This is a genomic window from Wenzhouxiangella sp. YN9, assembly GCF_056324165.1.
Genome location: NZ_JBJNIP010000066.1, coordinates 16,969 through 32,317, shown reverse-complemented (window position 1 = coordinate 32,317; position 15,349 = coordinate 16,969). Strand labels below are relative to the sequence as shown.

13 protein-coding genes are annotated in these 15,349 nt (G+C 63.4%); 4 read left to right on the top strand and 9 right to left on the bottom strand.

What is annotated here, in order from left to right; all coding sequences use genetic code 11:
* Nucleotides 1–196: 196 nt before the first annotated feature.
* Nucleotides 197–1,576, bottom strand: coding sequence for a YfcC family protein (locus tag ACEWQ0_RS04155; protein WP_476484608.1), 1,380 nt, complete (start codon nt 1,574–1,576; stop codon nt 197–199).
* Between the two features lie 222 nt (nt 1,577–1,798).
* Here ACEWQ0_RS04155 and ACEWQ0_RS04150 point away from each other — a divergent pair, with 222 nt between their 5' ends.
* Nucleotides 1,799–2,272: a cyclic nucleotide-binding domain-containing protein gene (locus tag ACEWQ0_RS04150; protein WP_476484607.1), complete on the top strand. Its 474-nt coding sequence runs from the start codon at nt 1,799–1,801 to the stop codon at nt 2,270–2,272.
* Here ACEWQ0_RS04150 and ACEWQ0_RS04145 read toward each other — a convergent pair.
* Nucleotides 2,184–3,428: a trans-sulfuration enzyme family protein gene (locus ACEWQ0_RS04145; protein ID WP_476484606.1), complete on the bottom strand. Its 1,245-nt coding sequence runs from the start codon at nt 3,426–3,428 to the stop codon at nt 2,184–2,186. The two genes, ACEWQ0_RS04150 and ACEWQ0_RS04145, sit on opposite strands and share 89 nt — an antisense overlap.
* An 82-nt stretch (nt 3,429–3,510) precedes the next feature.
* Between ACEWQ0_RS04145 and ACEWQ0_RS04140 the strand changes: the two genes are divergently transcribed.
* A complete protein-coding gene (locus ACEWQ0_RS04140; protein ID WP_476484605.1) occupies nt 3,511–3,996 on the top strand; it encodes an Lrp/AsnC family transcriptional regulator in 486 nt (161 codons plus the stop codon).
* A gap of 107 nt (nt 3,997–4,103) precedes the next feature.
* On the opposite strand, the gene acnA is transcribed toward ACEWQ0_RS04140, so the two are convergent.
* The 7 genes from acnA to ACEWQ0_RS04105 form a co-directional block, all read right to left on the bottom strand.
* The gene (acnA, locus tag ACEWQ0_RS04135) at nt 4,104–6,848 is read right to left on the bottom strand and encodes an aconitate hydratase AcnA (RefSeq protein WP_476484604.1); all 2,745 of its coding nucleotides are present in this window, start codon (nt 6,846–6,848) and stop codon (nt 4,104–4,106) included.
* Between the two features lie 219 nt (nt 6,849–7,067).
* Nucleotides 7,068–7,679 (bottom strand): high frequency lysogenization protein HflD, encoded by a 612-nt coding sequence (gene hflD, locus ACEWQ0_RS04130; RefSeq protein WP_476483026.1) that lies wholly within the window; start codon nt 7,677–7,679, stop codon nt 7,068–7,070.
* Entirely contained in the window at nt 7,676–8,848 is a 1,173-nt protein-coding gene (gene mnmA / locus ACEWQ0_RS04125; RefSeq protein ID WP_476484603.1) for a tRNA 2-thiouridine(34) synthase MnmA, read from the bottom strand. Before mnmA ends, hflD begins: the two co-directional genes overlap by 4 nt.
* Before the next feature lie 334 nt (nt 8,849–9,182).
* Complete coding sequence (locus tag ACEWQ0_RS04120; protein ID WP_476484602.1) at nt 9,183–9,551, bottom strand: hypothetical protein; 369 nt, start codon at nt 9,549–9,551, stop codon at nt 9,183–9,185.
* On the bottom strand, nt 9,548–10,246 hold the full coding sequence (locus tag ACEWQ0_RS04115) for a choice-of-anchor Q domain-containing protein (RefSeq protein ID WP_476484601.1): 699 nt from the start codon (nt 10,244–10,246) through the stop codon (nt 9,548–9,550). Before ACEWQ0_RS04115 ends, ACEWQ0_RS04120 begins: the two co-directional genes overlap by 4 nt.
* Before the next feature lie 26 nt (nt 10,247–10,272).
* Nucleotides 10,273–11,154: a hypothetical protein gene (locus tag ACEWQ0_RS04110; RefSeq protein ID WP_476484600.1), complete on the bottom strand. Its 882-nt coding sequence runs from the start codon at nt 11,152–11,154 to the stop codon at nt 10,273–10,275.
* Nucleotides 11,155–11,346: 192 nt separating this feature from the next.
* Complete coding sequence (locus tag ACEWQ0_RS04105) at nt 11,347–12,255, bottom strand: LysR family transcriptional regulator (RefSeq protein WP_476484599.1); 909 nt, start codon at nt 12,253–12,255, stop codon at nt 11,347–11,349.
* A gap of 141 nt (nt 12,256–12,396) precedes the next feature.
* Here ACEWQ0_RS04105 and aceB point away from each other — a divergent pair, with 141 nt between their 5' ends.
* Both aceB and aceA read left to right on the top strand, forming a co-directional pair.
* A complete protein-coding gene (aceB, locus tag ACEWQ0_RS04100) occupies nt 12,397–14,040 on the top strand; it encodes a malate synthase A (protein ID WP_476484598.1) in 1,644 nt (547 codons plus the stop codon).
* Nucleotide 14,041: 1 nt separating this feature from the next.
* The gene (gene aceA / locus ACEWQ0_RS04095) at nt 14,042–15,337 is read left to right on the top strand and encodes an isocitrate lyase (protein WP_476484597.1); all 1,296 of its coding nucleotides are present in this window, start codon (nt 14,042–14,044) and stop codon (nt 15,335–15,337) included.
* Nucleotides 15,338–15,349: the final 12 nt, after the last annotated feature.

Here is a 15,349-nt window from a genome sequence, read left to right as displayed (position 1 = left end):
TTAAGTGTGAAGTGTTAAGTGTGAAGTGTGAAGTGTGAAGTGTGAAGTGTGAAGTGTGAAGGGAAAAATGGCAGGGGAAGGTGTGAGGTGTGAGGTTTGAGGCAACAGCTTGAAACCCTGCTCAGCAGGCCATCTTTTTACACTTCACACTTCACACTTAACACTTAAACACTTAAACACTTCCCACTATCCTCCCTTAGTTATATCCAATCATCACCGCGATGACCATGGCGACGGCCGCAGCCGCCAGCAGCTTGAGAATCAGCGGAAACACGAAGCGAAACCAGCGTTCGTAGGGAATGCCCGCCAGGCCGATGATGCCCATCAGTACCGGGTTGGTCGGTACGATCATGTTCATGAAGCCGTCGCCGAACTGGTAGGCCAGCACCGACACCTGTCGGCTGATGCCCACCAGATCGCCGATCGGCGCCATCAGCGGCATGGTCAGGTAGGCCTGTCCGCTGCCCGAGGACACGAAGATGTTCATCAGCGACTGGATGCCGAGCATGCCGACGGCCGACAGCTCGGCGGGCAGGTCGATCAGCGGGCTGGCCAGGCCGTTGACGATGGTATGCAGTACCTGGCCGTCTTCCAGGATCAGCGCGATCGAACGGGCAAAGCCGATGAGGATCGCGGTGCCGGCCAGCTCCGAGGCGCCCAGAGAAAACCTTTTTGCCAGCTCGTCGAACGACATCCCCGCGATCAGGGCGACGACTATCGACAGGGCGATGAACATCGCGCCAAGCTCGATCAGATACCAATCGTGGCCGATGATGCCGTAGACGAGCACAGCAAGCGCGGCCAGGGTGGCCACCAGAATTGCGACGCGCCGTCCGGTCATGGCCGGCAGCTCTTCCTCATCGGGCGGCTGGGCCGATTCGATGCCGTAAACCAGGCTGGCTTCCGGATCCTGCTGAACCTTGCGCGCATAGGCCCAGACGTGGTGAATGCCGATGGCCAGAAACGGCCAGAAGATGACGGCGCGGTAGCCCATCCCCGAGGCAGGCTGCAGCTCGGCGATATCCTGGGCGATGATGAGTGTGAAGGGGTTCATCAGGGTAGCGCCGTAGCCGACGCAGTAGCCGACGACCATGATGCCGATGGCGGCGACCGTGTCCATTCGCATGGCTACGCAGAGTGAGATGAGAATGGCGGCCAGGGGGATGTACTCCTCGGCCATGCCCAGCGTGGCCGAGGCGGCGGCAAACAGGAACACACCCAGGGAAATCAGCCAGAAGGCGCTGTCGCCGACCCGACGGATGATCGTGCCCAGGAATGCCTCGATGGCACCGGTGTGACGGATGACCGCCAGCGCACCACCGATGATCAGCACGAAGAATATGATGCCCTGCACATCGGCCATTGCCCGGGGCACGGCGGTGAACAGCTCCCAGGGCGAGAGCCGGCCGCCTTCTTCGATCAGGTCGAATGTGCCGGGCTGCACCACCTCGCGGCCCTGCTCGTTGGTGAGCGTCTCGAAGCTGCCGGCCGGCAGCACCCAGGTCAGCGCCAGGGCGACGATCATCATGATGAACATCAGCACCAGCGTGTGCGGCATCTTCAGCGTTTTGGGCATGGTCCCCGATCTCCCTTGAAGGCGGGCGGCCAGGCGCCGGGCCGGAGTCAGCCCATGCCTGCCTGCAAGCGCGCTATTCTGGCAGAAAGGCGCCGGCCTGTCATCGTTGCGGGCCAGTGCCGTGGCGGCTCAGGATGCGCAGCCTGATGGAATTGACGCCCAGTGGCGTTGTCGCCAGACTTGAAAGGGTAGAGTAGACAATCGCTACAACGGAGTGGTCTCATGCAAGCACGCGATATCGCGAAACACCTCGAGCAGTCTGATTTTTTCCATGATCTGGAAGCCGAGCATCGTGACTGGCTGGCCCAGCATGCCAGGGAAACGGCGTTTGATGATGGTCAACTCGTCGTCAAGCACGGCGACGAAGCCGATCGCTTCTTTCTGGTTCTGGAAGGCGAACTGGTGGTCGAGGTGCCGGCTCTGACCGGACCGAGCCTGGAAATCGCCCGCCTGGGAACAGGCAAGTACTTCGGCTGGTCCTGGCTTATCGAGCCCTATCGCTGGCATTTCAACGCCCGGGCCTCGGGTGAGACCCGGGTGCTGAATTTTGATGGCCCGGCGATTCTCGAGCGCGCAGAGAGTGAGCCGCGGTTCGGCTATGCCTTGCTCAGGCGGTTTTCGGCGCTGATGGGGACGCGCCTGGAGTCGGCCCAGCGCAAGATGATGGATCAGTGGGCGCCCGCCGGGCTGCCGTAAGCGCCTGATCCAGGTCGGTCCACAGGTCGTCGGCCTCTTCCAGGCCGACCGACAGCCGCAGCAGGCCCTCGCCGATACCGCCTGACTCGCGCCCCTGTTCGGAAACGACGCGATGGGTCAGGCCGGCGGGGTGCTGAATCAGCGTGTCCACCGAGCCGAGGCTGACGGCCGGCATCATCAGCGATACGTTTTGCATTACCGCAGCGGCGGCGGGGTAGCCGGCCTTCAGCTCGAAGGCAAGAATGCAGCCGCCACCGCTCATCTGCCGCTCCAGCAGCGCGCGCTGAGCCGAGGTGTTCCGGCCGGGGTAAAACACCTGTTTTACGTCGGCGTGGCCGGCCAGCCGCTCGGCCAGCTCCCCGGCCGTGTGCTGTGCGCGTTCGACGCGCAGCTTCAGCGTCGGCAGGCTGCGGTGCAGCAGGTAGGCGGCCCAGGGGTGCATCAGGGCGCCCGTGGCCACACGAACCTGTCGCAGGCCGGCGGCCATCGACTCGCTGCAGGCCACGACGCCGGCAATCACGTCGCCGTGTCCGCCAAGAAACTTGGTCGCGCTATGGAGCACCATCGCCGCGCCCATTGCCAGCGGCTGCTGCAGAACCGGCGTTGCAAAAGTGGAGTCGACCACCACCGGCACATCGCCGGCCTGGCGCACCACGTCGGCAATGTCGACCAGCTCCAGGGTCGGGTTTGCCGGCGTCTCGATGAGGACAAAAGCGGTCTCTTCGGAGAGGCGTTCGGCGACCTTGTCGGCGGTGGTCCACTTCACCCGGCTGCCAAGCAGTCCGCTTTCGAGCAGGTGGTCGTTGGTGCCGTAAATCGGACGCACCGCGACGATTTCCCGCCCGCGCTCCTGCGTGGCCAGCACAATGGCGGTCAGTGCTGCCATGCCGGAGGCAAAACCCACGGCGGCTTCGGCGTCTTCCAGCCGGGCCAGGGCTTTCTCGAATCGCGCAACGGTCGGGTTGAGCAGGCGCGCGTATACGGGGTTGTCGGCGTCTCCCTGGCCGGCAACCAGAGCATCGAGGCTGGCGGTGCCGGTTTCCAGATTCTGCAGAGGATAGGTTGTCGACAGATCGACGGGCAGGGCATGGACGCCCAGCTCACGCAGATCCTCACGGCCGGCGTGCACGCCCAGCGTGTGGTTGTAGTGGCTCATTGACGTATTCCCGAGTGGTTCAATTGCGCACAGTTTAGCGTTATATTCGTGTTTTCTGGTGCAAAACGAATAAGTAGCGAATATGAGTTCAAATATTGAATTGGATGCGAAAGATGTGCGTATCGTGCGGCTGCTGCGGAAGAATGCCCGGATCTCGAACAAGGAGCTGGCCGCGAAGGCCGGCCTGGCGCAATCGAGCTGCCTGGACCGCGTGCGCCGGCTGCGCATGGCGCGGGTGCTGACCGGATATCACGCCGATGTCGATCCCGAACCACTGGGAATCGGTCTGCAAGCGATGGTGGCGGTACGCCTGTTGCGCCACGCAAGAGCCGACGTTGAAGCCTTCGAGCGCCACCTCGATACCGTGACCGAGGTCATCACCATTTTCCACGTCGCCGGCGCCAACGACTACCTGGTGCACGTGGCGGTGCGCGATTCGGCCCATCTGCGCGAGCTGGCCCTGTCAGCCTTCACCGAACGCCCGGAAGTCGATCACATCGAAACCCAGCTCATCTTCGCCCACCGACGCAATCACGAGCTGCCGGTCTATCTGACATTCGAAAACTGATGGTCGGCTCTGCAGGTTGGAATTGCTCGATAAGACATGAGTTGAGCACAAAAAAAGGCCCGCCGGATCGGGCGGGCCTTTCTTTGTCCTGATTGCCTGGTCGAAAGTCAGGCGGCTTTCGCCATCTCCCTCAGCACGTAATGCAGGATGCCGCCGTTGCGGTAGTACTCGACTTCCTTTGGCGTTTCCAGGCGCACCCGGGCCTTGAAGGTCGTCTCCTTGCCTTCCGGGTGGGCGGCCTTGACGTCGACTTCCTTTTCGGTGCCGTCGGACAGGCCGGTAATGTCGAAGGTTTCGGTGCCGTCCAGGCCCAGGCTGTCGGCGCTTTCGCCGTAGACGAAGGTCAGCGGCAGCACGCCCATGCCGATGAGGTTGGAGCGGTGGATGCGCTCGTAGCTTTCGGCGATCACGGCCTTGATGCCGAGCAGGCGCGTGCCCTTGGCCGCCCAGTCGCGCGAGGAGCCGGAGCCGTACTCCTTGCCGGCGATGACGATCAGCGGCGTGGCGTCGTCGCGGTACTTCATGGCCGCGTCGTAGATCGGCATGACTTCCTTTTCGGGGAAATACGTGGTGAAGCCGCCTTCGGTGCCTTCGGCAATCTGATTCTTGATGCGCACGTTGGCGAAGGTGCCGCGCATCATGACCTCGTGGTTGCCGCGGCGCGAGCCGTAGGAGTTGAAGTCGGCCGGCTGGATGCCCTTGTCCTGCAGGTAGCGGCCGGCCGGGGAGTCCGGCTTGATCGCGCCGGCCGGGGAGATGTGGTCGGTAGTGACCGAATCACCCAGCTTGGCCAGCACGCGCGCGCCGGTGATGTCGCCGATCGGCTCGGGCTCCATGCCCATGCCTTCGAAGAACGGCGGGTTGCGCACGTAGGTCGAATCTTCATCCCACTCGAACATCTCGCCGGTAGGCGTGTCCATGCTGTTCCACAGCTCGTCGCCTTCGAACACGCTCTTGTAGTTCTTGGAGAACATCTCGGAGGTGACGTTATCGCGGATGAAATCCTGAATTTCGTGGGCGTCGGGCCAGATGTCCTTGAGATAGACCGGGTTGCCTTCGGGGTCTTCGCCCAGCGGGTCGTTGACCAGGTCGGCGTCCATGCGCCCGGCAATGGCGTAGGCCACCACCAGCGGCGGCGAGGCCAGGTAGTTCATCTTGACTTCGGGGTGAATGCGGCCCTCGAAGTTGCGGTTGCCCGAAAGCACCGAGCAGGCCACGATTTCGTGTTCCTTGACGGCCTCCTCGATCGGCTCGGGCAGTGGGCCGGAGTTGCCGATGCAGGTGGTGCAGCCGTAGCCGACGGTGTAGAAGCCCAGCGCTTCGAGATCCTTGTCGAGTCCGGATTTCTCCAGGTAGTCGGTGACCACCCGCGAGCCCGGCGCCAGCGAGGTCTTGACCCAGGGCTTGACGTTGAGGCCCTTCGCGCGGGCGTTGCGCGCCAGGATGGCCGAACCGAGCATCACCGCCGGGTTGGAGGTGTTGGTGCAGGAGGTGATGGCAGCGATCACGATCGCGCCGTCGTTCAGGGCGAAGGTTTCGCCCTTGTAAGTGACCTCGGCGGTGCCGGGCACGTCGGTGGCGCCCACGGCGGTACCGCCGCCTTCGCCGGCAAAGCGCTCCAGTGCGCGATCGCGGTCGTTGTCGCGGTCCTTTGTCATCTCCGCGAGCTGCTTGAGGAAGGTATTCTTTGACTTGCTCAGCAGCACGCGATCCTGCGGGCGCTTGGGGCCGGCCAGGCTGGGCACCACATCGTCCAGATCGAGTTCGAGCACGTCGGTGTAGACCGGATCGGCGTCGCCGTCATTGCGCCACAGGCCCTGAGCCTGGGCATAGGCGCGCACCAGCTCGACGCGCTCGTCGCTGCGGCCGGAAAGCTTGAGGTAGCGAATGGTTTCCTCGTCGATCGGGAAGATGGCGCAGGTCGAGCCGAACTCAGGAGACATGTTGCCGATGGTGGCGCGGTCGGCCAATGGCAGGTGGCTCAAGCCGTCGCCGAAGAATTCGACGAATTTGCCCACCACGCCTTTCTGGCGCAGCATGTCGGTGATGGTCAGCACCAGGTCGGTGGCCGTGGTGCCTTCGGGCAGCCTGCCGTTGAGTTTGAAGCCGACGACCTGAGGGATCAGCATGGAAATGGGCTGACCCAGCATCGCCGCCTCGGCCTCGATGCCGCCCACGCCCCAGCCGAGAATTCCCAAGCCGTTGATCATCGTGGTGTGCGAGTCGGTGCCGACCAGAGTGTCGGGCCAGGCCATGGGCTGGCCGTCGACCTCGCCGTCGAAGACGACGCGGGAGAGGTGCTCCAGGTTGACCTGGTGGACAATGCCGGTGTTGGGCGGCACCACCTTGAAGTTGTCGAAGGCGCCCTGGCCCCAGCGCAGAAACGCGTAGCGCTCCTGGTTGCGCTTGAATTCGATCTGATTGTTCAGGTCGAGCGAGTCAGCCTGGCCGTAGCTGTCGACCTGCACGGAGTGGTCGATGACCAGTTCGGCAGGCGACAGCGGGTTGATGCGGTCGGCCTTGCCACCGAGCGCTTTCATGGCTTCGCGCATGGCGGCCAGGTCGACGATGGCGGGTACGCCGGTGAAGTCCTGGAGCACGACGCGCGCGGGCGTGAACGAGATTTCCTTGCTCGGCTCGGCCTTGGGGTCCCAGTCGGCCAGGGCGGCGACGTCATCGGCGGTGATGTTGCTGCCGTCCTCGAAGCGCACCAGGTTCTCCAGCAGAATGCGAAGTGAATAGGGCAGTTTGCTGACGTTCTGGTGCTTTTTTTCCAGTCTGGGCAGACTGTAGAAGGCGTATTCCTTGCCGTTGGCCTTGAAGTGATCGAGGCAGCCGAGCTCATCACGCATGGGGACTCTCCTGTTAGAAATTTTCGTTTGACGGAACCGTGGTCGCCTGCCGCGGCGCTACAACGGAAACCCGGCATTTTAACACGGGCGTTTACGGCAGCCGCACGGCGTGAAGCGAACGGGTGGCGAACTGCAGCCTTGATGCAGGTATTGGCGCTTTCCGGTGAACAGGCGCCATCGGTCTGGCGTTGTTTGGCGCCGGAGCATTGTTCGCGCTGATCAGGCCGTCAGCAGCTCCTGCGCCTGCTCGAGCATGCGCCGGCGCTGAAACACCAGTCGCCATTGGCGCCCGCCAACCTGGTGCCAGAGGATCGCCGAGCGCAAGCCGGTCAGCAACAGTGCGCGCACAAAAGCCACTTTGTCGCCCTGTTTGAGATACTCGGGACGGCCGCTGATCGACAGCCTGAAGCCAAGCGTCGAGACGTGGCGCTGATAGATATCGGCCAGCTGCGAAAAGACGGCCTCATCGAGTTGCTCATCGGCGTCGCGCCAGGCTTGTTCGACCAGATCGAGTTCGTCGCCAATGGCAGTGAGGCGCTTGCCGTCGCGGCGAACCTGTTTGCTCAGCTTGGCAAGCCCCAGGGCATAGTTGAGCGACTGCAGGCTTTCGTGGTTGCTGCGCGCGCTGAACAGTTCGGTCAACACGCGCAGCCCCATCCGCACTCCGCCAATGCCGCCATAAACGGCTTCGGTTGATTCCGGGCTGCGACTGAACACGCTGCCCACGCTGGCCCGGGCCGCCTGTCCGGAGTAGGTGCCTGATGTGGCAATCTGGCGAACCAGCTCGCTGGCCTGGAGCATGCCGGCAAAGGCGATGGTGGCGTCTCTCATGGCTTGGGGGCTTCCGTATTTCTCGGGTCTGTGAGCGATTGGGGCCGTGGTGCATTGCTGGCAACGACGGTGCCGCCACCCAGGCATTCATCGCCATCATAAACAACCACCGCCTGCCCCGGAGTGACGGCGCGCTGAGGCTGATCAAAGGACAGCCGCAGGCAATCACTGTCGATCGTCTCCACCCGGCACATCTGATCGGGTTGGCGGTAGCGCACCTTGGCGTGCAGCCGCTCGCCGGCTTCCGGCCGTCGGCGGATCCAGTTGAGCTGCCCGGCCTCGAGTTCGGTCGACATCAGCGTGGGGTGGTCGGTCTGCTGCTCGGCGTAGAGCACGTTGCGGTCCAGATCCTTGAAAGTGACGTACCACGGCGCTTCGGGAAAGCCTTTCAGACCGCCGATGTGCAGGCCCTTGCGCTGCCCCAGGGTGTAGTGGATCAGCCCCTGGTGGGTGCCGATCGCCGTGCCGTCGCAGGTGCGAATCTCGCCGGGCTCGGCGTCGAGATAGTTGGCGATGAAGGCATCGAAGTTGCGTTCGCCGATGAAACAGATGCCGGTGGAATCCTTCTTGGTGGCCACCGGCAGGTCGGCGCGCGCGGCCAGCTCGCGCACCTCGGGCTTGGTCAGCTCGCCAAGCGGGAAAAGCGCGTGCGAGAGCTGCTCCTGGTCAAGTGCGTAGAGGAAGTAGCTCTGATCCTTGTTGTGGTCGACGCCCTTGAGCAGCGAAACCGTGCCATCGGCGTTGTCGCGGCGGCGTGCGTAGTGGCCGGTCGCGATCGCTTTCGCGCCCAGCTCTCGGGCGTGCTCGACGAAGGTGCGGAACTTGATTTCACGGTTGCACAGGATGTCCGGGTTGGGCGTGCGCCCGGCCTTGAGCTCGGCCAGAAAGTGCTCGAACACGTCATTCCAGTAGGCGGCGGCGAAATTGCGGCCGTGAAACTCGATGCCAAGGATTTCGGCCACCCGCCGCGCGTCGGCAGCATCCTCACCGGCAGTGCACGGCGAGGCCGCCGGCCCGCCGGCAGCAGCCTCGCCGGTATCGGCCGGCTCGTCGTCTTCCCAGTTCTTCATGAACATGCCGGCGATATTCTCGCCCTGCTGCCGCAACAGCCAGGCAACGGTGGACGAATCCACCCCGCCGGATAGGGCCACCATGATCAGATCACTCATGTTTTTCGATATGGGGCCGGCCTTGGTTTATTGCGAGGGTGAGTTCTTATGGGTGGCGGAGTTTAAGCGGACAGGGGCGGCGAGTGGCGGCTGCGATGCGGGAAATGCGGGGCGAACGGCGCATGGGATGCGGGTGGCACGGAGTCGTTCACTCCCCGCTCGGCCAGGCTGGTGTTGACTGCTTGCCCAGGAAAGGCCACCCCGCCCGCGGCAACTCCCGCTCGATCCCTTGAGTAAAGAATCACTCTCCAAACAGATCCGGGCTCATCAGGGCGATGAAGCGCTCGGCCTGGGGCGAGAGGTAGGCGCCGCGGCGGTGTTCAATGGCCCATGGTCATTCAAAGCGGTCCTTGAAGATCAGGTCAGGCTGTTCCTCAAGGACGAAATTCACCATGCAAGAGCTGTCCACCGGCGCTGTAGTGTAGGTGTTGCCCGACAAGCTGCCACCGCAGCCGCTGGCGCTGACCACAGACAGTGAAGAGTCGAGCGGAAGAGCGCTGTAAGTGACACTGCTGCCGGGGACGACCCACTGCGGTGCTGGAGGTGTGATCAGCGCTGTTCCGCCCGTCACGGTCGCCTTGACGCGATAGAGGCTGGGCATGTAGGTGCCAAATTCGACGGTGATGGTGCAGTTGCCGAAGATTGGCCCGGTAACGTATTCGTTGCCGTCGAGTTGTCCGCCGCAGCCGGTGGCGCTGGTCACGTGATAGCCACTGTCGGGATAGAGGTCGAAGCTTGCTTTACCCCGCGCGGGACCTTGCGCGCCATGGGCACGATCGAGCCCTGGCCGCTCTGGACGTTCGTGCTGACCGTATACTGCCGCAGCTCCACGGCACCGATGTCGGGTGACGAGCCGCCTTGCGGACGGGAGACGCCACGCTGGTCGATGTCGATGCCGATATCGGTACCGCCATTGATGGCCGGGCTGTGCGACCAGAGAGCCATGGTCTTGGTGGGGCCGCCGTTATCGGAAAGCCCGTTGAGCTGCGGGTCATCGTCCGTGACGCTGGAGCAGTGGGCATGCGTCGGGCAGCCTCCGGTAATGATGCTGTGGGAAAACTGCGGTGTATTGATGGGGTCGGAATTCAGACTGATGGCTGCGCTGCCGGTGTTGCCCCAGAAAATACTGTTGCGGACGTGGCTTTGGTCTCCCCAGGTTCGAAAGCGCACCGCGCTTCCGCCGGCCGGTGCGCTGTTGCCGCTGAAGGTCGAGTGTGCTATCGCAAGATTGCCCGGGTTGATCCGCAGCCACAGTGCGCCGCCCTCACCGCTGGCGGAGTTGCGGTAAAAGGTCGTATTGGCCAGCGTGACGCCGCCCTTGTAGAGGTCGCCGAACAGCGCGCCACCATGTTTGGCGCTGTTGTTGCTGAAGGTAGCGCCGGAAAAGTCGGCTTGCACTGTGGATTTGCCGTTGTATTCAAGCCTTACCGCGCCGCCTTCGTCGGCTGCCTGATTGCTGTCGAAAGTGACGTTGGAAAAAAAGGTGTATAAGTAGAGTTCTTGCCTGCCCCGTCCCAAAGAACTCTGGCATACACGGCGCCGCCGCTGCCGCTGTCGTTCAGCGCTTTGTTGCCGATAAATGCCACGTTTTCAAAGGTCGGACTGCTTTCAGCGTCTTTCATGTAGGCATACATGGCGCCACCATGTGTTCCCGCCCGGTTGTTGTCGAAGATGATGTTGGTCAGCCTGGGCGAGGCGTTATTGTGAGTCAGCATGGCGCCGCCCAGATTGCCGAAGTTGTTGGCAAATAACAGATTTCGCAGAGTGGGGCTGCATTCATCGGTTCGGCTGCCCTTGCAGTAAAGGCCGCCGCCGCCTGGCAGGGTGCCGCTGCCGCCGGTACCGTTGGCCCGTCCGTACGAGATGGTGAAACTGTCGAGCACCGTGTCGGGGCCGGCAGTGCCGATGAACACTACGTGGTAACTGCGCTTGGCGGTTCCCGGGTTGATGCCACCGGACAGTATCGTGCCATTGGTCCTGGGGTCGGGGTCGCGCTGATTGCGTGAGGTTTCATTGCCGGAGAACCCGCCATAGACCTTCTGGCCGGAGCGTATCTTGAAGCTTTTCGTGCGATCGGAGGCGTGCGGCTTGTAGGTGCCTTTGGCGACCCAGACCTCGCGGCATGTAAAATTGTCGGGCCAGGTCAGCGCCGTTTGCAGATCCTTGAAAGCTTGTGACCAGCTGCTGCCGTCGCCGCCGCTTTCGGCGGTCTGATCGACATGGCAGACGGCGGCGGCCGCCGGCTGCGCCAGGGTCAGCATGAAAAGGCCGGCAATGGCCAGCCAGAGTGGGCCGAAAACTTTCATCCCCCGCTGGTCGTTGTCGGTCCATGACTGCGAGCTGACATTTCGTGGATGAGTCTGTTGCAATGGTTGTTTTCTCCATTCTGCAGGTCTGATTCATCGTGTCTAACGAGATTGGGCTGAGAATCTGCCATGAGCAGGGGGTGTCAGGCGCGGAGTCGCCAGAAAGCGTTGAGCGCGGCGTCGAGGGGTACGCTATTGCTCGAACAGATCCGGGCTCATCAGATCGATGAAGCGCTCGGCCTGGGGCGAGAGGTAGGCGCCGCGGCGCAGCACCGCGCCGTAGGAGCGTCGGGGGAAATAGCGGCTCATATCGCGCACGAACAGCTGCTGGCGGTCGGCCTCGGTCAGGCAGAAGCTGGTCACGATCGAGATGCCCATCCCCAAAGCGACGTAGCGCTTGATGACCTCCCAGCCGCCGACTTCCAGATTGACGCGGAAGGGCAGGCCGTGTCTCTGGAAGACCAGATCGACGAGCTGGTAGGTGCTCAGGCGCTTGGGCGGCAGGATCAGGCCGTGCGGGCTGATGTCGGTCAGGTCGATTTCGCGCCGGCGTGAGAGCGGGTGGTCGCGGCTGGTGATCAGCGCCGGGTTGAAGTGCCAGATCGGGCGGTAGTCGATGTCGTCGGGCACGTCGAGCATGGAGCCGACCGCGAAATCGACGTCGTCGTTGCGAATCATGCCCAGACCGTCGGCACCGGTGACGTTGTGCAGGTGCACGAAGATGCCCGGATGCTTGCGCCGGAAGCGCATCATCAGCGAGGGCAACAGATGGAGAATGGTCGACTCGCCGGCGGCGATGCGAATCTCGCCGGTATCGAGCGAGCCGTAGCGGCGCTGGAACTCGTCGGGCAGGGCGTCGATGCGCTCGATGAGCGGGCGCGCCATCTCCAGCAGGGCCTTGCCGGCCGGGGTGAGCCGCAGCCGCGGGCCGTGGCGCTCGAACAGCGGGCGGTCCAGTTCGTCTTCAAGCGCGCGAATCTGCTGGCTGACCGAGGGCTGGCTGAGAAACAGACGTTCGGCCGCTGCCGAGACGCTGCCCGCCCGGGCAGTCTGGATGAAAGCCCGCAGGTGTTTGAGCAGGTTGCCCTTGTAGGTGGCCACGGCGCTTCACTCTCGAAGAATCTGGGGGTCGTGCCCGGCAATTATTGCATTATCCGATAGTTAGAATCAAAAGATTTGATTCGACAAATACTGGCTGCGCGCCGTAGGCTTTCCCCGTCCATCAGACACGGAGCGCAGCCGATGAGCAGCCCATCGCCGCATCACCAGTCCGGGCAGGCAGACGCCAGTCCAGCCGAATTGACCAGCGAGCTGCCGGACGCAGCACAACCGCTGTTTGCAGGCACTTTGCTGCGGCTGCTGGCGCGATTGAGCCACCGATACCGCGGTCGCGTCGACGCGCTGCTGGCTGCCCGGCAGGCGCTGCAGGCTCGCCTGGATACCGGCGCGGTGCCGCATTTCCCCGCCGAAACCGCCGAAATCCGCGAATCCGACTGGAAAGTAGCCCCGATTCCCGCCGATCTGCGCGATCGGCGCGTGGAAATCACCGGTCCGGTCGATCGCAAGATGATCATCAACGCGCTCAATTCCGGGGCGAAGGTTTTCATGGCCGACTTCGAGGATTCCTCGACGCCGACCTGGGAGAACATGATCAACGGCCAGATCAACCTGTTCGATGCCGTGCGCGGAACCATCGACTTCACCGCTGAAAACGGCAAGCACTACCGGCTCGAACCCGATCCGGCGGTGCTGATCGTGCGCCCGCGCGGCTGGCATCTGGACGAAAGACACGCCCGCGTCGACGGCCGGGCCGTTCCGGCGGGCATTTTCGATGCGGCGGTGTATCTGTGCAACAACGCGCAGGCGCTGATCGCGCAGGGTAGCGGGCCGTACCTGTACCTGCCCAAGCTCGAGAGCCGCCACGAGGCCGCGCTCTGGGAGCAGGTGCTGACCGATATCGAAGCCGCGCTCGATCTCGAGCCCGGAGCCATCAAGGTCACGGTGCTGATCGAGACGATCACCGCGGTGTTCGAAATGGACGAGATTCTTTACGCCCTGCAAAACCGGATCGTCGGGCTCAACTGCGGGCGATGGGACTATATCTTCAGCTATATCAAGCGGTTCCGGATGCATTCGGACAAAGTGCTTCCGGACCGCGCGCAGGTCACCATGACGGTGCCCTTCCTGAGAGCGTATTCACAGCTGCTGATCAGGACCTGCCACCGCCGCGGCGCATTGGCCATGGGTGGCATGGCCGCGCAGATTCCCGTCAAGAGCGATGAGAAGGCCAACGCGGCCGCCATCGAGAAGGTGCGCGAAGACAAGGAACGCGAAGCCGGCGACGGCCACGACGGCACCTGGGTGGCCCACCCGGGCCTGATTCCACTGGCGATGGAGATCTTCGACGAGCAGCTTGGCGACAAGCCCAACCAGCTCGACCGACTGCGTGAAGACGTTTCCGTTACCGCCGAGGAGTTGGTGGCGCCCTGCGACGGCACCATCACCGAAGCAGGCGTGAGGAGCAACATCAACGTCGCCATTCGCTATCTGGGCGCCTGGCTGGCCGGGCAGGGCTGCGTGCCGATCAACCACCTGATGGAAGACGCCGCCACCGCCGAGATTGCCCGCGCTCAGCTCTGGCAGTGGGCGCGCCACGCCCGCGGCGTGCTCGAAGACGGCACCCGCATCGACCTTGGCCTGATTCAGCGCTGGCAGGGCGAGGAGCTGGAGAGGATTCGCGCCGATATCGGCGACGAGGCGTTCTCCAGCGGCCACTTTCTGCGCGCCGGCGAGCTGCTGTTCGAGGTCACCGCCGCCGACGACTTCGTCGAATTTCTCACCCTGCCGGGCTACGACCGGCTCGATTGGACCCCACCGGAGCAATAGCATGAACAGAAACGTAACCCCGATCATCGAGATGGAGCGCGACTGGCTGGAAAACCCGCGCTGGAAAGGCGTGAAGCGGCCCTACGACGCCAGCGAAGTGCTGCGGCTTCGCGGCAGCGTGACCATCGAGCACAGCCTGGCGCGAATGGGTGCCGAAAAGCTCTGGCAGCGGATGCACGAAGATGATTTCGTCAATGCGCTCGGCGCGCTGACCGGCAACCAGGCCATGCAGCAGGTGCGTGCGGGCTTGAAGGCCATTTACCTGTCGGGGTGGCAGGTGGCGGCCGATGCCAACATTGCCGGCCAGATGTATCCGGATCAGTCGCTGTACCCGGCCAATTCGGTGCCGGCGGTGGTGCGGCGCATCAACAACACCTTCCGGCGCGCCGACCAGATCCAGTCGGCCGAAGGCGAGGGCGATATCGACTGGTTCGCCCCGATCGTGGCCGACGCCGAGGCCGGCTTCGGCGGCGTGCTCAACGCGCATGAGCTGATGAAGGACATGATCGACGCGGGTGCGGCCGGCGTGCATTTCGAGGATCAGCTTGCCTCGGCCAAGAAATGCGGCCACATGGGCGGCAAGGTGCTGGTGCCCACCAGCGAGGCGGTGCAAAAACTGGTGTCCGCCCGCCTGGCGGCCGATATTGCCAATGTGCCCACCATCATCATCGCCCGCACCGACGCCATGGGCGCCGGCCTTCTGACCTCCGATATCGACGCGGCCGACCATCGCTTCATTACCGGCGAGCGCACGGCCGAAGGTTTCTATCACACCAATGCCGGCCTGGATCAGGCCATTGCCCGGGGCCTGGCCTATGCGCCGTATGCCGATCTGCTGTGGTGCGAGACCTCGACCCCGGATCTGGGCGAGGCGAAGCGCTTTGCCGAGGCCATCCGCGCCGAGTATCCAGACAAGTTGCTGGCCTACAACTGCTCGCCAAGCTTCAACTGGAAGAAGAACCTGTCAGATGCCGAAATCGCGATCTTCCAGAAGGAGCTGGCCGCGATGGGTTACAAGTTCCAGTTCATCACCCTGGCTGGCTTCCACGCGCTCAACCACGGCATGTTCCAGCTTGCCCGTGGCTACAAGGCGCGCCAGATGTCGGCCTACGTCGAGCTGCAGCAGGAGGAGTTCGCGGCCGAAGCGCAGGGCTATACCGCCACGCGCCACCAGCGCGAGGTCGGCACCGGCTACTTCGACGAGCTGACTCAGGCGATCAGCGGTGGCGAATCCTCGCTGAGTGCGCTTTCCGGCTCCACCGAAGAAGACCAGTTCGGCGGCACCGCGAGCGCTTGAAAACCCCTCACG